The organism is Ancylobacter sp. SL191 (assembly GCF_026625645.1).
In the GTDB taxonomy this organism is placed as follows: domain Bacteria; phylum Pseudomonadota; class Alphaproteobacteria; order Rhizobiales; family Xanthobacteraceae; genus Ancylobacter.
Genome location: NZ_CP113056.1, coordinates 554,423 through 574,817 on the forward strand (window position 1 = coordinate 554,423; position 20,395 = coordinate 574,817).

The 20,395-nt window shown below is 68.1% G+C and carries 14 protein-coding genes; 3 read left to right on the plus strand and 11 right to left on the minus strand.

Annotation, left to right across the window (positions count from 1 at the left end; genetic code table 11):
- Positions 1-6 precede the first annotated feature (6 nt).
- From OU996_RS02460 to OU996_RS02490, 7 genes are read right to left on the minus strand one after another with little or no spacing between them, the layout of a single operon-like run.
- Positions 7-1,206, minus strand: coding sequence for an ABC transporter permease (locus OU996_RS02460; RefSeq protein ID WP_267584088.1), 1,200 nt, complete (start codon positions 1,204-1,206; stop codon positions 7-9).
- On the minus strand, positions 1,203-2,201 hold the full coding sequence (locus OU996_RS02465; RefSeq protein WP_267585565.1) for an ABC transporter permease: 999 nt from the start codon (positions 2,199-2,201) through the stop codon (positions 1,203-1,205). Before OU996_RS02465 ends, OU996_RS02460 begins: the two co-directional genes overlap by 4 nt.
- Before the next feature lie 6 nt (positions 2,202-2,207).
- A complete protein-coding gene (locus OU996_RS02470; RefSeq protein WP_267584089.1) occupies positions 2,208-4,151 on the minus strand; it encodes an ABC transporter substrate-binding protein in 1,944 nt (647 codons plus the stop codon).
- Between the two features lie 7 nt (positions 4,152-4,158).
- Positions 4,159-6,033 carry an ABC transporter ATP-binding protein gene (locus OU996_RS02475; RefSeq protein WP_267585566.1) on the minus strand — a complete coding sequence of 625 codons (1,875 nt, stop codon included), beginning with the start codon at positions 6,031-6,033 and terminating at the stop codon, positions 4,159-4,161.
- 31 nt (positions 6,034-6,064) lie between these two features.
- Entirely contained in the window at positions 6,065-7,804 is a 1,740-nt protein-coding gene (locus OU996_RS02480) for a 2Fe-2S iron-sulfur cluster-binding protein (protein ID WP_267584090.1), read from the minus strand.
- Positions 7,805-7,811: 7 nt separating this feature from the next.
- The gene (locus tag OU996_RS02485; RefSeq protein WP_267584091.1) at positions 7,812-8,327 is read right to left on the minus strand and encodes a cyclic nucleotide-binding domain-containing protein; all 516 of its coding nucleotides are present in this window, start codon (positions 8,325-8,327) and stop codon (positions 7,812-7,814) included.
- Complete coding sequence (locus OU996_RS02490; RefSeq protein ID WP_267584092.1) at positions 8,324-11,056, minus strand: ABC transporter transmembrane domain-containing protein; 2,733 nt, start codon at positions 11,054-11,056, stop codon at positions 8,324-8,326. The genes OU996_RS02485 and OU996_RS02490 overlap by 4 nt, the downstream gene beginning before the upstream one ends.
- Before the next feature lie 103 nt (positions 11,057-11,159).
- Between OU996_RS02490 and OU996_RS02495 the strand changes: the two genes are divergently transcribed.
- Positions 11,160-12,173 carry a polysaccharide lyase gene (locus tag OU996_RS02495; protein WP_267584093.1) on the plus strand — a complete coding sequence of 338 codons (1,014 nt, stop codon included), beginning with the start codon at positions 11,160-11,162 and terminating at the stop codon, positions 12,171-12,173.
- A gap of 26 nt (positions 12,174-12,199) precedes the next feature.
- Here the strand turns inward: OU996_RS02495 and OU996_RS02500 are convergent, their stop codons facing one another.
- The 3 genes from OU996_RS02500 to OU996_RS02510 all read right to left on the minus strand — a co-directional run bounded on the left by OU996_RS02500 (position 12,200) and on the right by OU996_RS02510 (position 15,662).
- Positions 12,200-13,552: a nucleotide sugar dehydrogenase gene (locus OU996_RS02500; protein ID WP_267584094.1), complete on the minus strand. Its 1,353-nt coding sequence runs from the start codon at positions 13,550-13,552 to the stop codon at positions 12,200-12,202.
- A 101-nt stretch (positions 13,553-13,653) separates the two neighbouring features.
- Positions 13,654-14,910 (minus strand): ATP-binding protein, encoded by a 1,257-nt coding sequence (locus OU996_RS02505; RefSeq protein WP_267584095.1) that lies wholly within the window; start codon positions 14,908-14,910, stop codon positions 13,654-13,656.
- Positions 14,907-15,662, minus strand: coding sequence for a response regulator (locus tag OU996_RS02510; protein ID WP_267584096.1), 756 nt, complete (start codon positions 15,660-15,662; stop codon positions 14,907-14,909). Before OU996_RS02510 ends, OU996_RS02505 begins: the two co-directional genes overlap by 4 nt.
- Positions 15,663-15,863: 201 nt before the next feature.
- On the opposite strand from OU996_RS02510, the gene OU996_RS02515 reads away from it, so the two are divergent.
- The gene (locus OU996_RS02515; protein ID WP_267584097.1) at positions 15,864-17,087 is read left to right on the plus strand and encodes an efflux RND transporter periplasmic adaptor subunit; all 1,224 of its coding nucleotides are present in this window, start codon (positions 15,864-15,866) and stop codon (positions 17,085-17,087) included.
- 7 nt (positions 17,088-17,094) lie between these two features.
- Positions 17,095-19,101, plus strand: a complete 2,007-nt coding sequence (locus OU996_RS02520; RefSeq protein WP_267584098.1) for a MacB family efflux pump subunit — start codon at positions 17,095-17,097, stop codon at positions 19,099-19,101.
- Positions 19,102-19,107: 6 nt separating this feature from the next.
- Here OU996_RS02520 and glyA read toward each other — a convergent pair whose 3' ends face one another.
- Positions 19,108-20,367, minus strand: a complete 1,260-nt coding sequence (gene glyA / locus OU996_RS02525; RefSeq protein WP_267584099.1) for a serine hydroxymethyltransferase — start codon at positions 20,365-20,367, stop codon at positions 19,108-19,110.
- Between the last annotated feature and the right edge of the window lie 28 nt (positions 20,368-20,395).

Consider the following 20,395-nt stretch of genomic DNA (forward strand, 5'->3'; position numbering starts at 1 on the left):
CACACCTCAGCGATAGGGGTCGGCCGCGTCGCGCAGGCCGTCGCCGAGGAAGTTGAAAGCGAGGATCACCGCGATCACCGGCACCACCGGCAGGATCAGCCAGGGGTAGAGCACGACGATGTTGATGTTCTGCGCCTCGTTCAGCATCACGCCCCAGCTGGTGATGGGCGGGCGCAGGCCGAGGCCGAGGAAGGAGAGCGCGGTCTCGCCGAGGATCATCGAGGGAATGGCGATGGTCGCCATGGCGATCAAGTGGCTCATGAAGCCGGGCACCAGATGCCGGAAGACGATGCGCGGCGTGCGCGCGCCCATGAGCTGGGCGGCGACGACATAATCATCCTCGCGCAACGACAAGAGCTTGGAGCGCACGGCGCGGGCGAGCCCGGTCCAGTCCATCAGCCCGAGGATCACCGTGATGCCGAAATAGACCACGATCGGGCTCCAGCTCGGCGGCATGATGGAGGACAGCGCCAGCCAGAGCGGGATATGCGGCAGCGACTGCACGACCTCAATCACCCGCTGCACCAGGAGGTCGAACAGCCCGCCATAATAGCCGGCGAGACCGCCGATCACGACGCCGAGCGTGAAGCTGACGGCGATGCCGATGAGGCCAATGGTCAGCGAGATGCGCGCCCCATAGATGAGGCGCGAGAGCATGTCGCGGCCCAGCCGGTCGGTGCCGAGCAGGAACAGCGTGCCGCCCTCGCCCGGACACATCAGGTGCCGGTTGCCCTCGATCATCCCCCAGAACTGGTAGCTGTCGCCCCGGCAGAAGAACCGCACGGGGTACACGCGGCTGGTGTCCTCGGTATAGGTCCGGCGCAGCGTGTCCATGTCGAGCTTGTAGTTCAGCCCATAGGTGAACGGCCCGACGAAGCTGCCCTGATGGAACAGGTGGATGGCCTGCGGCGGGCTGCGGATGAAGTCGGTGTGGCGCTCCTGGTAGTTATAGGGCGCGAGGAATTCGCAGATCAGGATCGCCGCGTAGAGCACGGCGAGGAAAATGCCGGAGGCCAGCGCCAGCCGGTGGCGCTTGAACTTCCACCACATCAGCGTGAGCTGGGAGGCGAGCGTGACCCGCTCCTGCTCGGGGGTCATCGGCTCCATCGCCTTGGGGTCGAAGGCCCCGGTGGCGACGTAATGCGGCAGCGGCGCGCCGGCGGGCGGCAAGGTGGACGAGAGTTCCGGGGCGGCGGGCGCGCTCATTTCGTGCTGCCCCCCTGAAGCCGGATGCGCGGGTCGAGGAAGGCGAGCGCGATGTCGGAAATCAGCACGCCGACGACGGTGAGGCAGGACAGGAACAAGAGGAAGGAGCCGGCCAGATACATGTCCTGGCTCTGCAGCGCGCGCAGCAGCAGCGGCCCGGTGGTCTGCAGCGAGAGCACGACGGCGGTCAGCTCCGAGCCCGAGACGATGCTCGGGAGCACGTCGCCGATGTGCGAGACGAAGAAGTTGAGCGACATGCGCAGCGGGTATTTGCGCAGCGCCTTGCCCGGCGGCAGGCCCTTGGCCTTGGCGGTCACATAATACTGCTTCTGCAACTCGTCGAGCAGGTTGGCGCGGATGGCGCGCACCATCGTCCCGGTGCCGCCGGCGCCGATGATGATGACGGGAATCCACAGATGCGCGAGGATCGACTGCGCCTTCGCCCAGCTCATCGGCTGGTTGAAATAGACCGGGTCCATCAGCCCGCCAATGGAGAGGCCGAACCACACATTGGCGAAATACATGAAGATCAGCGCCAACAGGAAGTGCGGCACGGCGATACCGAGCAGCCCGAGAAAGGTCAGCCCGTAATCGCCCCAGCTATATTGGTGCGTGGCCGAATAGATGCCAATCGGGAAGGCGACCGCCCAGGTCATCAGGATGGTGCAGACCGAGACCAGCACGGTGAGCGCGAGGCGCTCGCCCACCACGTCGCGCACCGGCATTTCGTACTCGAAGGAGTAGCCGAAATCGCCCTGCACGAAGCCGGTGACCCAAAGGAAGTAGCGCTCGATGGCCGGCTTGTCGAAGCCGTATTCGCGCTTGAGGAACTCGATGCGGCTGGTGTCTGCCTTCTCGCCCTGCGCCGCCATTTCCGCGACATAGGTCTCGAAATAGTCGCTCGGCGGCAGCTCCATCACGGTGAAGATCAGCGCGCTGGTGACCAGCAGCGTCGGGATCATGATGAGCATGCGGCGGAGGATGTAGCGCAGCAGCATGGCTCAATCCCTGGTCACGTCGAGCGTGGAGGTTCCGTCGTCGAACCAGAAGGTATCGGGCATGTACATGCCGAAATAGGCACCCGGCTCGAAGCTGTAGATGCCGACCTCGGGCACGTTGCGCAGCTGGTCGCTGACGATCACCGGCTGGGAAATGCGGTTGACGATGCCGATGGTGAACACCTCGTCGGCATTGATCTCCAGCATCCGCGTCCAGATGGCGGCGCGCTCCGCGCTGGTGATGGACTGGCGCCACTTCTTCGCGAGGTCGATAAGCTCCTGCGCCGCCGGCAGAGCGGGCTTCTCGCCCTCGCGGCCCGCACTGTCGACATACTGGCCCCAGAGCGGCCACTGGAACTGCATGGAATTGGTCGGCGCCAGCGCGTCGGGCGACATGTCCGGGCCGGGAATGGCGTTGTCCATGCCGGGCCACACCGCCATGGTCACATTGCCGGCGATGACACCGCGGCGCAGCAGGTCGCGCTGCGTGCCGCGCACGAAGAGGCGGATGCCGACCTTGTACCAGTCATGGGCGACCAGTTCGAGGATGTCGGTCTCCTCCATGTTGTCGCCGGAGGTCTCCACGGTGATCTCCGCCCGCCGCCCGTCGGGAAGCAGGCGGAAGCCGTCGCTGTCGCGCTTGTCGAGGCCGGCGGCGTCGAGCAGCTTATTGGCCAGCGCCGGGTCGTATTGCGACCAAGCCTGATCATAGGACTGCTTGTAGAGCGGGCTGCCGGGTATGACCGTGTTGGCGCCCTCATGGCCGAGGCCGAAGAAGATCACCTGGTTGATGTCGTGCCGGTTGATGGCCACCGAGAGCGCCCGGCGCACATCGACATTGCGCAGCAGCGCGCGCCACGCCTCGTCCTTCACATTGAGATTGGGCACCAGCGCCACGAAGGCGCCCTCGCCGCGCTCCCAGAGCCGCACCTTGTAGTGACCGCGCGCCTCCGCCGCCTTGAGGAAAGTGTAGTCGGCGAAGGAGATGTAGCGTGCCTGGAGATCCGATCCGCCCGCCGTCACCTTGGCCGGGATCAGCGAGGAGGTGCCGATCGACATGGTGATCTCGTCGATATAGGGGAGCTGCCGGCCCTCCTCGTCCACCCGGTGATAGAACGGGTTGCGCTTGAAGATGAAGAACTCCGCCGGCGGATCGGTCTTCGGGATCCACGGCCCGAGCAACGGCAGCTCCGGGTTCTCCGGCCGGTAGGCCCGCGCCATGCGGTCATGCAGCGCCGTCCAGTCCTTCACCCGCTCCAGCTTGATCAGCGCCGAGAGCTTCAGCGGATCGGCATATGTCTGGTGGAACTGCTTCATGTAATGGGCGGGCATGGCGATGACCAAAGGCTGCGCGCCCGCCAGTGCCGGCAGGAAGCCCGGATTGGGCATTGACCAGCTGTAGCGCACCGTGGTGGCGTCGATCACCTCGAAGCGGGCGGCCTCGCCCTGCACCACCATCTGCATGGGTGGCCCGCCGGGGCTGAGCCGGTCATTATTAGCGACATCCTCCCACCAGTAGCGGAAGTCCTCCGCCGTGAAGGGCTGGCCGTCCGACCAGCGATGGCCCTTGCGCAGATGCAGGGTGAAGATGCGCCCTTCCTGCACATCCACGCTTTCGAGGATGTCCGGCACGAGGTTGCCCTGGGTGTCGAACACCACGAGGCGCGCATAGCCGTAAATGGTGATGAAGCGGATGTCCCTCTGGTCGCCCATCAGCATGCGCAGCGTGCCGCCATAATGGCCGGGCGTGCGGCCCATGGCCGGCAGGTCGATAACGCGCGGGTTCTCCGGCAGGCGCTCGGCGAGCGGGGGAAGCTGCCCCTCCAGAATGGCGCGCACGAAGACCGGCGGCTCCTTGGAGAGGTCGCGTCCGCGCGCCTGCGCCGGGGCGCTCGTCAGCGCCGCGAGAAGGGCAAGCAACAGGCAAAGGGGAAGGCACCGCCGCATGTCGCCCTCACGCCGCCGTCAGGTCGCGGGCGGTGCAGTCCTGGTCGGCCAGCACGCAATGGCCGCCGCCGAGGTCGATCAGCCCGAGACGCCCCGCACCCGCCGGGCGGAACTCCTCCGGCCAGCTCGACGGGTCGGAGGCGCCGCCGGTGGGCACGCAGGTGGCGAAATCCAGCCGCCGGTCGAGATCGGGCAGCGGCACGGCCTTGAGCAGGGTGCGCGTATAGGGATGCGCCGGCCGGTGGAAGATCGCCTCGCGCGGACCGATCTCGACGAGGCGCCCGCGCGCCATCACCGCGATACGCGCGGCCATGTAATGCACCACCGCCAGATTGTGCGAGATGAAGAAATAGGTGAGGCCGAGCGAGCTTTGCAGGTCTTTCAGCAGGTTCAGCACCTGCGCCTGCACGGAGACGTCGAGCGCCGAGACCGGCTCGTCGCAGATGATGAGGTCCGGGTTGAGCGCGAGGGCGCGGGCGATGCCGATGCGCTGGCGCTGGCCGCCGGAGAAGCTGTGCGGGTAGCGGCTGAGAAAGCGCGGATCGAGCCCGACGCATTCCATCAGCTCCACCGCCCGGCGCTTCTGCTCGGCCTCGGTGCCGCGGTTCTGGATGATCAGCGGCTCGCGGATGATGTCGAGCACGGTCATGCGCGGGGAAAGCGAGGACACCGGATCCTGGAAGATCATCTGCATGCGCGGGCGGAAATCGCGCAATTGCCGCTCGCCGAGGGCCAGCACGTCGACCGGCCCGGACCCGTCGTTGAACACGACCGAGCCGCCATCGGCGCTGCGCGAGCGCATGATCATGTGGCCGACCGTCGTCTTGCCCGAGCCGCTCTCGCCGACCAGCCCGAGGCATTGGCCGCGCGCCACGTCGAAACTGACATCCTCCACCGCGACCACGCGGTTGTTCTTCGCACCATAGCTCTTGCGCAGGTTGCGCACGGTGAGCAGCGGCGGGGTATTGGCGTTGGTCTCGCGGCGGCCGAAGCCCTTTGGCAGGACGGGGGCCACCTCGCGCAGTGCCACCAGCCGCTCGCCCGGCTTCATGTCGAAATCCGGCGAGGCCTTCAGCAGTGCCTTGAGATAGGGGTGCTCCGGGTGGCGGAACACGTCATCCACCGTGCCGGCTTCCATCACCTGCCCGCGATAGACCACCACAACCTCGTCCGCCATGTTGGCGACGACGCCGAGGTCATGAGTGATGAGGAGGATCGCCATGCCCATCTCGGCCTGGAGATCCTTCATCAGCTTGAGCACCTGCGCCTGGATGGTGACATCCAAAGCCGTGGTCGGCTCATCGGCGATGAGCAGCGCCGGCTGGCAGATCAGCGCCATGGCGAGCATGGCGCGCTGGCGCAGGCCACCGGACAGCTCGAACGGGTACTGGTCATAGGAGCGGTGCGGGTCGCGAAAACCCACCAGCCCCAGCATCTTCTCCGTCGCCGCCCGCGCGTCGCGGCGCGGATGCGGGCGGTGGAGCTGGAGCGCCTCCTCGATCTGGTTGCCGATGGTGTGGACCGGCGAGAGCGAGGACATCGGCTCCTGGAAGATCATGCCGATCCGCCCGCCGCGCAGCTTGCGAATGGTCCGCCCGTCGCGCGAGAGGGTGGCGATGTCCAGCGTCTTGCCGCCGGGGGCGGGGTCGGCGAACAGGATGCGCCCGCCCTCCACCACGCCGTTGCGCGGCAGCAGGCCCATGATGGCCTGCGAGATCACGGTCTTGCCCGAGCCGCTCTCGCCGACCAGCGCCACGGTCTTGCCGGCCGGCACGCGCAGCGACACGCCCTTGACCACCTCGGTGAGCTGGCCATGGGTGACGAAGGAAATCCTCAGATCCTCGATGCGCAGCACATCCGTGCCCGCCCCCGCGGACGGCATCACACTGAGATCTCCCCCCGGCCTTGCCACGCTAGCTCCTCGCCGCTCCGAGCATGCCGAGCATTACCCCGCCGGCCATGACCGCGTCGAGCGTCGCCGCATCCGGCACCGCATAGGCGGTCACGCTCATGCCGTTGGAATCCACCGTCACCTCCCGCGGCTGCAGCCGCGAAAAATCGAAGCCCGATGCCTTGGCCGTCTCCGCCGAGACCACATAGTCGGCCAGGAACTCCTTCGAGGCCGATTCCAGCGCGAAGGACACCGCCACCGTATTACCGATGGCGCGGATGAGATTGTCATCCAGCCCGTCGCCGACGCGGGCCAGCACGATGGAGCCGGTATGCACGCCGATGCCGGCGCGGATCGGGATCGGCAGCACGCCGCGCATCTCCGAGTTCAGCAGATCGAGCACGCGCGCCATGTCGCGGGCGGCGCGCAGCGCGGCGCGGGCACCGCTTGCCGGTTTGTCGGAGGCGTCGAACACCGCCATCAGCCCGTCGCCGAACATCTGGTCGATGCGCCCGCCATGGCTCTCCACTGTCTGCGTCATCTCGGCGGAGAAGCGGTTGACCAGAACGGCGATCTCATAGGGCAGGCGGTTATGGGTGAGCGTGGTGAAGGCGCGCACATCGAGCACCAGCACAGTGGCATCGCGCTCCATCGCCCATTCGCGCGCTTCCGCGTCGAGATCGCCGCCAAAGCGATGGCCGAGCACCGGCATGAGCACGCGCACCGACAGGCTGTGCGCCGGGCGAATCTGGCAGGCGAGGCGCACCGAGCTAGGCGCGCCGATGCTCGCCAGCACCGCGCGCTCGGCGCCGAAGGGCTCGGGAAGTGCGTCGGCGCCGGCGAGGATCTGCACCCGGCAGGTCGAGCAGCGCCCACGCCCGCGGCAGGTCGAGGGATGCGGGATGTGATGCATCCGGCTCGCCTCCAGCACCGAGGTGCCGGAGGGCACGTCCACCGGGCCGTAGCCGCGATAGGTGATGGTGATGGTGTTGCCGACCCGCCGGCGGATGTAGAACATGCCCATCAGCCCGACAAAGGCGAGCGCGAAGCCGGCGACGCCGCTGGTAAGCATCATGTCGATCCGGTCGAGCCCGGCCTGCTGCTCGGGCGTGCGTGGCGCCGGCGGGCCGGCCTGCAAGGCCTCGCGCCCGGCGGCGATGAAGCCGGCCATGGCGAGGAACGGGATCAGCACCGCCAGCACGAGCCCGGCGACCCGCGCGCTGCGGTACCAGTGCTGGTAGCGCAGCGCATGGTGCAGGCCAATCACCCCGTGGCTCCACGACATGACGAGCAGCATGGACTGCGAGAACACCGCCGCCGGAAACATGCGGGCCAGCACGCCTTGATAGCCGATATCGCCGCCGAACCAGGAACCGGCGACGCGGGTGTTGACGATGTGACCGACGATCAGGAACGGAATGGCGAGGCCGGAGACGATCTGCCACGCCTCGTCCTTCGGCATCCGCCAGGTGCGGCGAAGCGTGATGCGGTAGGCGGACAGCACCATGTGGATGGCGACCGAGCCATAGAGCAGCACCGTGCCCGGCCAGGACTGCCATAGCAGCCAGCGCCATTGCTGGGCATATTCCATCGCCCCGACGCCGAAGATGCCCACGGCGTGGTTCAAGAGATGCGTCAGCACGAAGGCGAACAGCACGATGCCGGACCAGAGCCGCGCCATGCACGCCCAGGGGAGATCGCGCAGATCTCCGCGCGTTCCAATCGCCGCCTCGGCTGGGGGAGTGGTCGAGGTCAGCGCCATGGAGCGGTCAATGCACCGGCGATGTCGCTGGGGCGGCGAGGTGACGGCCGGCATCGGCCGCCGGCGTGCCCTTGGGCAGGCGCTGGACCAGCTGGGCGCAGATGTTGTTGAGGTCCATGATCTGCCGGCCGAGCTCGCGCATCACCGCATGGTTGAAGGGCTGGGATTCGTGCAGCAGCTGCAGGAAGGGCTCGCGGTCGATGCGCAGCGCCGTCACTGTCGTCTCGGCGGTGATGGTGGCCATGCGCACCTGGTCGCACAGCACGCCCGCCTCGCCCAGCAGCGCGCCGCGCACATGCTCGGCGAAGTCGATCACGCCGGCGGACGTGTTGAGCGACACTTTGAACTGGCCGTCCAGCACGATGTAGACCGCGTCCGAGGCATCGCCCTGCGCATAGATCACCTCACCGGGATGGAACACCACCCGGTCGGCGATCATCGCCATCAGCTTGAGCTTGGCGGTCTCGACATTGTGGAACATCCGGAACTTCTGGAGGGACCGGACCTCGTCCTCGATGGTCATTTCACAGCCTCCTTGGGAACGGACGCCGCCTGCGGCGCCGGCTCCCTCTCCTCGGGTGATGCCGCCTCGGCACCTCCCTTGCGGTCGGTACCGGTGAGTTTCGCTCCTTCGAACGTCATCACCAGATCGAACGCACCAAGTTCATCATCGTTCGACTGCGTGGCAATGACGGTTTTCCCGGACATCGCCTCGAAAATATTCTCCATGATCATATGCGCCTCTCCGGCTCCGAAGCTAGAGAGGGCGCCGTCGAGGATGAGAATATCCGGCCGGCGCAACATGGCGCGGGCGAGCTGCACCGTCACGCGCTGCTGCGGCGAGAGCAGACGCCCGCCCGGTCCCGCCTCCTGATCGAGGCCGCGCGCGACCACGAAGGTCTCGAGATCGAGCTCGTCCAACACCTGCGCGGCGGCGGCGACGATCTTCTCGCGCATATGCACCTTGCCGTAGCGGATGCGGCCGAACAGCAGGTTGTCGCGGATCGAGGCCGCTGGCATCAGCCGGCCGGGATCGTAGAACTCGATCTGGTCGGCATCCGCCGCCGGCAGGAATTCGCGGAAGCTCGCCCGCGCCCGCAGCACGCGGGCGACCAGCTGGTCGTCGATCAGGTTCAGCCGGTGCTGCGGCTCGACATACATCAGCGCGTAGCCGATCAGCTTGTCGCGCAGCTCCGGCGAGAACTGCCGGCGCTGGCCGCGCTGCCAGGTCTGCTGGAGCTGCGGCCACAATTCGCCCAGCTCCGCCTCGTCGATGAAGGAGTAGCGCTCGCGCAGCGGGTTGCTGGCGGCGAGGCCCTGGAAGGCTTCCGCCACCGTCTCCACCATCTTCAGCCCGATGGCGGTCAGCGGGCCGACCAGCGCCTCGGCGGCGATGATCGAGCGCACGAACGGGTCATGCGCCAGGTTCTCCGGCGCGAAGCGCGAGCCGATGGACACGCCGAACAGCAGGTTCACGCCGATCGAGGCACTGGTGTTGAAGTGGTCCGGCATGAAGGTCTCGACAAAGCCGCCCATGCCCTTGGCCTCGACACGCGCGAGGATCGCCCCGCGTGCCTCCAGCAGCCGCGCCGCCACCGCCGGGTCGAGATTATCGCCGAGCTGGCTGCTCATGCCGACGCGGAAGATGTCGTCATAGCCGCGCACGACGCGCAGCGCGGCGACGATGGCGGCGTTGAGCGCCTCCGGCCCCTCGATGCCGAAGCCGCGATAGTCGATCCAGTCGGCCTCGGGGGAGACGGTGGGGTTCTCCGTCATCCGCGCCTCGTCGCGCCAGTAGCGCGCCCAGCTGTCCTTCGGCTCCTCCTCCGGCGGCGTGGCGCGGCGCAAAGCGAGGCAGAGATTGTCACGGATGGTGCCGGACATGATGTAGGGCTCGCCGGAGACATAGAGCAGCGCCGAGCTCGCCTCGGCGTCGTTCATCGTGCCGATCTCGTGGCTGCCGAGGGTGGCGCTGCCCTGATAGTCGGTGATCTGCCGGCCGAGCACCTTGGGGATCACGTCCCGCGCGCTCCCCGTGGGCCCGACCAGCGCGACGCGGGCCGGGCGGGCAATGGCGGCGGACATGCGGTCCACCTGCACGATGCCGCGCCCATTGACGACGCGCAGGCCGACCAGCGTGATCGGCGCGTCAGCGGGGATCGGCGCCGGCAGCTCGGCCGGCTCCTTCGGCATCAGGAATTCCTTGGAGAAGGCCCCGACCACCTGTTCATACTTCACCGTCACATCGGCGCGCTGCTGGTCCCAGTCGATCAGTTCCTTGATCGGGGTCGGCAGGTCGCGATAGGCGGCGATGACGGCGACCAGCTGGCCGATGTCGAGCTTGCCCTGCAGCGCGAGATAGCCGCCCAGCGTGTAGAAGATGAAGGGCGTGAGCTGCGCGAGCAGGTTGTTGAGGTACTTCACCGCGAATTTGCGGCGGTAGAGCCGCAGGCGGATGTCGAACAGCGTGCCGAGCCGCTTGCCGATCTCCGAGGCGGTGTAGCCGGTGACGCCGTAGACATGCAGGGCGGGGGCCGCCTCCACCATCTCGCCGATGCGCCCGGCGAGCACGCGCGACTCGATCTGACGCATCCGCCCGAGGCGTATCTGCTCGCGCCGCAGATGCGGGATGACGATGCCCTGCACGAGGATGAGCGCCAGCGCCAGCGTGCCCAGCCACAGATTCTGCGTCAGGATGAACGCCATGGCGGTCAGCGCCTGCGTGCCGAGAAAAGCCGGGGTGATGAAGGCCTCGCCGAAGAAGCCGCCGATCGGCTCCACCTCGTCCTTGATCATCGAGGTGACCTCGGCCGATTTGGTGGTGCGCACATCCTCCGGGCGGAAGCGCATGGCGAGCGCAAACAGCTCGAAACGCAACCGCCGCAGCATGCGCTCGCCGAGCACGCCCTTGCGGATGTTGATGACGTATTTGAACCAGCCATTGATCAGCGTGAGCACGAGGAAAACCATGCTCAGCGCGAACAGATAGGGCACCTGCGCCAGCATCAATCCGTCGGTGACGTGCCAGCTCCAGCCGCCGAGAAAATCGGGCAGCGACAGGGTGATGTCGAACAGGCGCGCCGAGGTCTCGCCATGGGCGAAGACGTCGCCCTGAATGGCCTCGTTGACGATGCGCTTGGGGACGTCGAGCGACCACCAGTAGAACGGTAGGGAGAACAGCACGAAACACAGCACGATCAATTGCTCGCGCCGGCTGTGCCGCCAGACGTAACGGAAGAAGTTACCGGCCAAGGCCTTTACGCCTTTCCTAGGAAGAGCTTAAGATTCTAACCGTCATAAATAGTCAGCCCTCCTGACAAGCGCACGCGCCATCACGAAATGATGACAGGCTAGCATGAAGTCCCTGCGCCCGCTCGCTTTTCGCTCGTCCCGCCACCACCTCGCCGGTCTCGTCGCACTGGCCATGCTGGGTTCGGTATCCCTTTCCTCCGCCGGCAGGGCCGCCGGGGCGGATGGGCAGAACATCATCCTCTATGACGGCTTCGAGGGGACCGACTTCGCCCCCGCCGGCGGCCTCTATTACAAGAACAACCGCGAGCAGGGCGCCGGCACGCACACGTTCCAGTCCGAGGTCGTGCGTTCCGGCAAGGGCGCCGTCGATCTGTCGGTGCGCCCGCAATGCCCGCCGGACAATGAGCTGTGCAGCGAGCGCGCCGAGGTCTGGGAGAAGCCGGACATCCTCGTGCGCTATGGCGACCCGGTCTGGTACGCCTTCTCGATGAAGATGGCGGAGCCGATCCCGCCCGAGCGTCACCGCTATGTCATGGCGCAGTGGAAGCGCGAGATCGATCCCGGCGCCATGGGCGATTACAGCCCGCTGCTGGCGCTGCGCCTCATGGAGGGGCGCCTCGCGGTCACCATCGACACCGACACCGGCGCCTATGCCCCGCGCGGCACGGCCGAGCGCCCCTCGGGGTGCCGTCCGGGCGAGGCGGTCACCACAGCGCCGGACGAGTACAACCAGTTCCGCGCGCTGGTCGCCATCGAGCCGGGCGGGCCCGACGCGGTCGCCAGCGGCTTTGGCGGCTGCACGCCCGACCTCATCGTGACGCCGCGCGGCGGCACCCTGCCCGCGCTCGCCTCCGGCTGGGTGGATTTCGTCTTTCTGGTGAAACCCGGCCCCAAGGGCGACGGGCGCATCGAGATCGTCGTCAACGACCAGTGGATCGCCACCATCACCGGCAAGATCGGCCATGAGGGGCCGCAGCTCGGCGAGCACCTGTACTTCAAATTCGGTCCCTACCGCGCCGGTCGGGACAATATCTGGCGCATCTATTACGACGAGTTCCGCCGCGGCCCGGCCTGCACCGATGTCGCGCCGGGCGAGACCTGCGCCAAGGTGAAGTGAGCGCCAGGGCCGCGTGAGCGGAGCCCCTACGCCTTGACCAGCACCGCCGGGGCAAGGTTCAGGCGGGTGAAGACGTTGCGCGTGTCGACAATGACCCGCGCGTGCTGCGCCACCAGCGCATAGTCCACCTCGTCATGATCGGTGGCGACCAGCACCGCGTCGACGCCCTTGACGAGATCGACGGTCAGCTTCTGCGAGGCCTTGCCGTTGAGCTGCGCGTGGCGGCGGGTCGGCGGCAGGGCGGCGACGAAGGGGTCGTGGAACTCGCACACCCCGCCGCGCTCGTCGATCAGCTCCATCAGCTTCAGCGCCGGGCTTTCGCGGACATCGTCGACATTCTTCTTGTAGGCCGCGCCAAGCACGAGGATGCGCGCCCCGGCGAGCCCTCGCCCGGCATGGCGGTCCAGCGCCTCGGCGAGACGGTCGACGACGATGTAGGGCATGCGCGTGTTGATCTGGCCGGCGAGCTCGATGAAGCGCGTCTCAATGTCAAATTCGCGCGCCTTCCAGGTCAAATAGAACGGGTCGATGGGGATGCAGTGCCCGCCAAGGCCGGGGCCGGGATAGAACGGCATGAAGCCGAACGGCTTGGTCGCCGCCGCCTCCATCACCTCCCAGATGTCGATGCCCATGGCGCCGTAGACGCTCTTCAGCTCGTTCACCAGCGCGATATTGACCGAGCGGAAGATGTTCTCGGTCAGCTTGGCGGCCTCGGCCACCTGCGTCGAGGACACCGGCACCACCTTGCTCACCAGCGGGCGGTACAGCGCCTGCGCCAGTCCCCCGGCCACCGCCCCGTCGCCGCCCACCACCTTCGGAATGGTGGCGGTGGAGAAGCTGGCATTGCCGGGATCCTCGCGCTCGGGCGAGAAGGCGAGGAAGACATCGCGGCCGGAGACCAGCCCGCCCGCCTCGAGGATCGGCTTCACCACCTCCACCGTCGTGCCGGGCCAGGTCGTCGATTCCAGCACCACGAGTTGGCCCGGCCGCAAGGTGCGGGCAATGGCGCGGGCGGTGTCGGCGACGAAGGACAGGTCCGGCTCGCGCTGGCGGGTCAGCGGCGTCGGCACGCAGATGATGATGGCGTCGCACTCGGCGAGGCGCTCGAAATCGGTCGTCGCGGTGAAGCGGCCGGTGGCGAGCGCGCTCTCCATCCGCGCGGCGGGAATGTATTTGATGACCTGCCGGCCGGCGCCGATCTCGGCGACCCGGCGTGCGTTGATGTCGAGGCCGATGACGGGGAAGCCCGCCTCCACCGCCACCAGCGCCAGCGGCAGGCCGACATAGCCGAGGCCGATGACGCCGATCACGGCGCTTTTCGCCTCGATGCGCGCGGCAAGCTGCGCGGCGACATCGGCGGCCGGGCTGTTCTCGTTCATGCGGCAGGCTCTTTCGGCGGGACGGAGAGGACCGTTTGATCCTCTAGCCGCCCCGCGCGCCCCGCACAATCTCCCCCACGCCCGCCCCGGTCAGGCGCGGGTCACGCCTCGGTGCGCAGCGGAAAGATCGCCGTCTGAAGCAGGCCCGGGCTGAGATTGCGCAAGGTGAGCGTGCCGCCATGGCGGGCGACGATCTCATGGGCGATGGCGAGGCCGAGGCCGGCGCCGGGTGTGGGCGCGCTGCGGGCGGGATCGATGCGGAAGAACGGCTCGAAGACGCGCGGCAGCAGCGCCTCGGGAATGCCCGGCCCGCGATCCTCCACCTCGACCATCGCCTCCGCAGCGTCGACATGCAGGCGGACCGTCGCGCCCTGCCCGTGGGTGGCGGCGTTGATGATGAGGTTGCGCAGCGCCCGCCGCAGCGCCAGCGGCCGGCCGGTGATGGTCGCCGGCACCTGCACGGCGAGTGTCACCTTCATGCCGAGCACGGCGAGCTCGGTCGTCACCTCTGACACCAGCGTGTCGAGCCGCACCGCCTCGCCGGCGCCGCCGGCGACCTCCTCGCGCACGAGGCGGATGGCGCTGTCGGCGATGCGGTCGAGTTCGTCGAGATCGGTGACCCAGGCGGCGCGCTCGTGATCGGGCAGGAACTCGGCGCGCAGGCGCATCCGCGTCATCGGCGTGCGCAGATCGTGCCCGGCGGCGGCGACGAGACGCATGCGGCTCTCCATCGCCTCCTTCAGACGGGCGGAGAGGCGGTTGATCGCGGTGGCGGCGGCGCGCACCTCGCTCGGGCCCTTCTCCGCCAGCGGCGGCAATTCGCCGTCCGGCCCGATGGCGGCGGCAGCCTCCTGCAACAAGGCGAGCGGCCGGGTCAGCCGGCGCACCGCCGCGACGACGACCAGCGTGGTGCCAAGCGCGATGATCACCACCCAGCCGACGAACACCCATTCATTGCCGCCATGCGGGGGCGGCATCGGCAGGGACATCACGATCCACCGCCCATTGGGTAGCCGGGCCGAGAGCACGGGCCAGGTCTCGCCCGGCACATCGGTCACCCGTATATCGGTGGCGATGCCGCGCCGGTTCATGGCGGCGGCGATGCCGTCGGGCGGGCCCGGCACCTGCGGGCCGGCGACCGGCGCATCGACGAGGCGGGCATTACCGAGGTTCGGCATGGCGTCCGGCGTGCGGGCTGCGAGGTCCATCAGCAGCGCGATCTGCCCGGCCACCGCATCGTCAAATTCGCGGATGGGCGGCGGCGGCAGCAAGGCGAGCGAGAGGACGGTGGCGAGCGCCACCACCGTCAGCACCGCCCCGGCCAGCAGCGCGGTGACGCGGGTGCGGAAACTGGTCATTCCGCCTCGCCATCCTCGCCGGCGACAATCTCCACCCGCGCGGCGAGCTGGTAGCCGCCATTGCGCAGGGTCTTGATGATCTGGAAATTGCCGGCATCGCCCAGCTTGCGGCGCAGCCGGCTGATCAGCACGTCGATCGAGCGGTCGAAACCGCTGGAGCCGCGCCCCTGGGTGATGTCGAGCAGCTGCTCGCGCGAGAGCATCCGGCCGGGCCGCTCGACAAAGGCGAGCAACAGGTCGAACTCGGCGCCGGTGAAGATGATCTCCGTACCTTCGCCGTCCCACACCCGGCGCAGCGTCGGGTCGGCGGTGAAGCCGGCGAAGCGCAGCCGGCCGGGCCGGGGCTCGCTGGTGGTTTCCTCGCGCAGATGGGTGCGCCGGAGCACGGCACGGATGCGCGCCACCAGCTCGCGCGGGTTGAACGGCTTGCCGAGATAGTCGTCCGCGCCGATCTCCAGCCCGATGATGCGGTCGACATCCTCCTTCAGCGCGGTCAGCAGGATGATGGGGATGTTGGACTGGGTGCGGAAGGAGCGGCACAGATCGAGGCCGGACGTGTCCGGCAGCATCAGGTCGAGCACCACGAGGTCGAAGCGCCCATTGGCGAGCTGGCGCTCGGCCTCGCGCCCGGTCTCGGCCAGCGTCACGCGAAACGCCTGGCCGGTGAGGTAGCGTCCGAGAAGCTTGCGGATCTCCTGGTCGTCATCGACCACGAGAATGTGCGGGCCGGTCTCGGCATCGGCTCTGTTCATGTCCGTCATGGCCCCTCTGTAGCCGGACGTGTCGCCCATTGCCGGAGAATTTCGCAAACCAGCGTTGCCAACGCCGCGATCGCAATCTTCAGCAATAATATCGCCTCCGGTGCGAACACACATCCATGATGGGAACTACGCGAGACACGCATCGTGCCTATCTGTTCGGCTCGTGACCGACCGGAGAGACCACGCAGCCTCATGTCCCGCCCCTCGAAGATCCTGCTTGCCGCCCTTGTCCTGGCTCTGCTTGCCGGTGGCTATATCGCCGCGCGCTACACGGCACGCGATCCGGCGGCGAGCCTGGTGACGGCGCCCGTCACGCGCGGCGACATCGAGGTGGCCGTGCTCGCCAGCGGCACGCTGAAGCCGGCCAACCTCGTCGCCGTCGGCGCGCAGGCGTCAGGCCGCATCACCCGCGTGCTGGTCAAGCTCGGCGACACGGTGAAGGCGGGCGACCTCCTGGCCGAGATCGACTCGGTCACCCAGATCAACTCGCTGCGCACCTCCCAGGCCTCGCTCGCCGATGTGCGGGCCCAGCTCGCCGAGAAGGAGGCGGTGCTCTATCGCAACCAGATGATCCTCAAGCGCCAGAGCGAGATGGTCACGTCCAAGATCGTCTCGCAGGCCGATTACGAGGCAGCGGAAGCGGATGTGAAGGCGACGCTGGCGCAGATCGAGGCGCTGAAGGCGCAGATCGTCGAGGCGGAAGTCGCGGTCGAAACCGCGCAGGCCAATCTCGGCTATACCCGCATCACCGCGCCGAGCGACGGCACCGTGCTCGCCATCGTCAGCCAGCAGGGCCAGACGGTGAATGCCAGCCAGTCCGCCCCCACCATCGTGGTGCTCGGCCAGCTCGACCGGATGCTGGTGCGGGCGGAAATCTCCGAGGCCGACGTGGTGCAGACCGCCCCCGGCCAGCGGGCCTGGTTCACCATTCTCGGCGACCGCGACCGGCGCTACGAAGCGGATCTGCTGTCCATCGAGCCGGCGCCGGTCTCGATCAAGAGCGATGAGAGCTTCAGCAGTTCCACCACCAGCAGCACCTCCTCCTCCAGCTCGTCCAGCTCCTCGTCATCGGCCATCTATTACAATGGCGTGCTGGAAGTGCCGAACCCGGACGGGCGGCTGCGCACCTACATGACCGCCGAGGTCCACATCGTCACGGGCGCGGCCAAGGGCGCACTGCTGGTTCCCGCCATGGCGCTCGACGCGCGCGGAGCGGACGGGCTCTATGCGGTGCGCGTGCTCACCCCGGCCGGGCAGGTCGAGACGCGGCAGGTTGCCATCGGTCTCAACGACAAGACCTTTGCCGAGGTGCGCTCAGGCCTCGGCGAGGGCGAGCGCGTGGTCACCGGCGACACGGCGAACCTGCCGGTCGCGACGGCGCGCATGCCCGGCCCGCCGCCCGGCGGCGGCATGTGAGATGGCCATGGGAAAGCTACCGAACGACGCATCCCCCGCGGGGACGCCTCAGCCGGGCGAGCCGTTGATCGTGCTCGAAGGCCTGCGCCGCGACTTCCAGGCCGGCGAGGGCACGATCACCGTGCTCAAGGACATCAACCTCACCATCCACGCCGGCGAGATGGTGGCCATCGTCGGCGCCTCGGGCTCGGGCAAGTCGACGCTGATGAACATTCTCGGCTGCCTCGACCGGGCGAGCGCCGGGCGCTACCGCATTGCCGGCACGGAGACGTCGAGCCTCGGAGCAGACGAGCTGGCGGCGCTGCGGCGCGAGCATTTCGGCTTCATCTTCCAGCGCTACCAGCTCCTGTCCGAGCTGACCGCGCTGGGCAATGTCGAGATGCCCGCCATCTATGCCGGCCGCTCGGCGCAGGAGCGGCAGGAGCGCGCCAGCGCCCTGCTCGGGCGGCTCGGCATGGGCGACCGGCTGCGGCACCGGCCGGGCCAGCTTTCCGGTGGCCAGCAGCAGCGCGTCTCCATCGCCCGCGCGCTGATGAACGGCGCCGACGTCATCCTCGCGGACGAGCCGACCGGCGCGCTCGACCGGCAGAGCGGCGAGGAAGTGCTGAAGATCCTCGGCGAGTTGCACGCGGAAGGCCGCACCGTCATCATCGTCACCCACGACATGAGCGTCGCCAACCGCGCCGAGCGCATCATAGAGATCAGCGACGGGGCGATCATCGCCGACCGCCGCACCCGGCCGGATGCGCCCATCGACCACCCGGCCGCGCCACCGGCGCGGGTGCCGCGCGCTTCCCTGTCCTGGCGCAGCACCTTCGGCCAGTTCGGCGAAGCGTTCCGCATGGCGCTGCGCTCGATGAACGCGCACCGCCTGCGCACCGCGCTCACCATGCTCGGCATCATCATCGGCATCGCCTCGGTGGTGTGCGTGGTGGCACTCGGCGAGGGCTCGCGGCAGGTGGTGCTGTCCAACATTGCCGGGCTCGGCACCAACACGATCGAGATCTTCGCCGGCAAGGATTTCGGCGACACGCGCTCGGGCAAGATCACCACGCTGGTGGTGGCGGATGCGCGCGAACTCGCCCGGCAGCCCTATGTCGCGGCGGCAACGCCCACCGTCTCGACCTCCAGCACGGTGCGCTTCGGCGCCAAGGAGGCGAGCGCGCTGGTCAACGGGGTGAGCGAGCAATATTTCGCCGCCAAGGGCACCAAGCTCGCCACCGGCCGCTTCTTCGACGCGCAGAGCGTGGCCGAGCGGGCGCTCGATGTCGTCATCGACGAGAACACCCGCAAGGCGCTGTTCGACGAGCTCGGTCTCTCGCCGCTCGGGCAGGTGATCTTCATCGGCACCGTGCCGGCGCGGGTGGTCGGCGTCACCCAGACCCAGCAGGGCGGCTTCGGCTCCAGCCAGAACCTCTCGCTCTATCTGCCCTATACCAGCGTGCAGACGCGCTTCCTCGGCTCGACCTCGCTGCGCTCGATCACGCTGAAGGTGCGCGACGAGGTGGAGAGCGCCTATGCCGAGCAGGCGGTGACCACCTTCCTCACCCAGCGCCACGGCACCAAGGACTTCTTCATCATCAACACCGACGACATCCGCCGCACCATCACCGCGACCACGCAGGCGCTCACCTTGCTGATCGCCGCCATCGCGGTGATCTCGCTCATCGTCGGCGGCATCGGGGTGATGAACATCATGCTGGTCTCGGTCTCCGAGCGGGTCGGCGAGATCGGCGTGCGCATGGCGGTGGGGGCGCGCCAGAGCAACATCCTCCAGCAGTTCCTCACCGAGGCGGTGGTGGTGTGCCTGCTCGGCGGCGTGCTCGGCATCGCGCTGGCGCTCGCCTTCGGGCTGGCCTTCAGCTTCGCCGGGTTCGGCTTCAATCTGATCTACTCCACCACCTCCATCGTCGCGGCGGTGGCCTGCTCGAGCCTGATCGGCATCGCCTTCGGCTTCCTGCCGGCGCGCAGCGCCTCCAAGCTCGACCCGGTGGTGGCGCTGGCGCGGGACTGAGGCGGTTCAGTAGATCGGGAAGCGGGCGCAGAGCGCGCGCACCTCGTCGTGCAGGCGCGCCAGCAGCGCCGTGTCCTGCGGCGCGCGGCAAATGGCGGCGATCCAGCCGGCGATGGTGGCGAATTCGGCCGTGCCGAAGCCGCGCGCCGTGCCGGCATTGGACGAAAGCCGCAGCCCCGAGGGCGCCTCGGGCGGACGCGTGTCGAACGGGATGAGGTTCTTGTTGACCGCCAGCCCCGCCTTTTCCAGCGCCTTGGCGGCGACATCGCCGGTGACGCCGAGCGGGGAGAGATCGACCAGCATCAGCCCGCAATCGGTGCCGCCGCCGACGAGACGCAGCCCGTGCGCCGCGAGTTCGTCCGCCAGCGTGCGGGCATTCTCCAGCACGGCGCGGTTATAGGCGGAAAATTCCGGCCGCAGCGCCTCGCCGAAACAGGCGGCCTTGCCGGCGACCGCATGCATCATCACCGAGCCCTGCACGCCCGGGAAGATGCCGTAATTGATCCGGTCGGAGAGGTCGGGATCGTTCCACAGCACCAGCCCGCCGCGCGCGCCGCGCAGCGACTTGTAGGTGGTCGAGGTCACGACATGGGCGTGCGGCAGCGGGTCGGGATAGAGACCGCTCGCCACCAGCCCGGCGAAATGCGCCATGTCGACCATCAGCAGCGCGCCCACCTCGTCGGCAATGGCGCGCATCCCCTTGAAATCCAGCGCGAAGGGGTAGGCCGAGCCGCCGGCGACGATCATTTTCGGCCGGTGGTCCAGCGCGAGCTGGCGCAGCGCGTCGAGCTCGATGCGCTCGCTCTCCCGGCTCACCCCGTAGCGCACGATGGTGTAGTCGCGCCCGGTCAGCGTCGCCGGGTGGCCGTGGCTGATATGCCCGCCCGCCGCCGTGTCCATGGACAGGATGGTGTCGCCGAGCTTGAGCAGGCCGAGAAACACGCCGGCATTGGCGTTGGAGCCGGAATGGGGCTGCACATTGGCGAAGCGCGCGCCGAACAGGCGCTTGGCCCGTTCCAGCGCCAGCGCCTCGATGGCGTCGGCGAATTCGGCGCCGCCGTAATAGCGCGCATAGGCCAGCCCCTCGACCGTCTTGTTGGTCAGCACCGAGCCCTGCGCCTCCAGCACGAGGCGGGAGACGATGTTCTCGGAGGCGATCAGTTCGATGCCATCCCGCTGGCGGGCCAGCTCGCCATGGAGCGCGGCCGCGAGCTCGGGATCGGCGGCGAGGCCGTCGGTGAAATAGCCGGCGTGAAGCGTGGACATGCGAAAACCCTATGCGGCGGGACCGCGC

Bases quoted from the DNA above. Each gene is read 5' to 3' on its own strand.
- OU996_RS02460 (WP_267584088.1), bottom strand. From the start codon at position 1,206: ATGAGCGCGCCCGCCGCCCCGGAACTCTCGTCCACCTTGCCGCCCGCC.
- OU996_RS02470 (WP_267584089.1), bottom strand. From the start codon at position 4,151: ATGCGGCGGTGCCTTCCCCTTTGCCTGTTGCTTGCCCTTCTCGCGGCG.
- OU996_RS02475 (WP_267585566.1), bottom strand. From the start codon at position 6,033: ATGCCGTCCGCGGGGGCGGGCACGGATGTGCTGCGCATCGAGGATCTG.
- OU996_RS02480 (WP_267584090.1), bottom strand. From the start codon at position 7,804: ATGGCGCTGACCTCGACCACTCCCCCAGCCGAGGCGGCGATTGGAACG.
- OU996_RS02485 (WP_267584091.1), bottom strand. From the start codon at position 8,327: ATGACCATCGAGGACGAGGTCCGGTCCCTCCAGAAGTTCCGGATGTTC.
- OU996_RS02495 (WP_267584093.1), top strand. From the start codon at position 11,160: ATGAAGTCCCTGCGCCCGCTCGCTTTTCGCTCGTCCCGCCACCACCTC.
- OU996_RS02500 (WP_267584094.1), bottom strand. From the start codon at position 13,552: ATGAACGAGAACAGCCCGGCCGCCGATGTCGCCGCGCAGCTTGCCGCG.
- OU996_RS02505 (WP_267584095.1), bottom strand. From the start codon at position 14,910: ATGACCAGTTTCCGCACCCGCGTCACCGCGCTGCTGGCCGGGGCGGTG.
- OU996_RS02510 (WP_267584096.1), bottom strand. From the start codon at position 15,662: ATGAACAGAGCCGATGCCGAGACCGGCCCGCACATTCTCGTGGTCGAT.
- OU996_RS02515 (WP_267584097.1), top strand. From the start codon at position 15,864: ATGTCCCGCCCCTCGAAGATCCTGCTTGCCGCCCTTGTCCTGGCTCTG.
- OU996_RS02520 (WP_267584098.1), top strand. From the start codon at position 17,095: ATGGGAAAGCTACCGAACGACGCATCCCCCGCGGGGACGCCTCAGCCG.
- glyA (WP_267584099.1), bottom strand. From the start codon at position 20,367: ATGTCCACGCTTCACGCCGGCTATTTCACCGACGGCCTCGCCGCCGAT.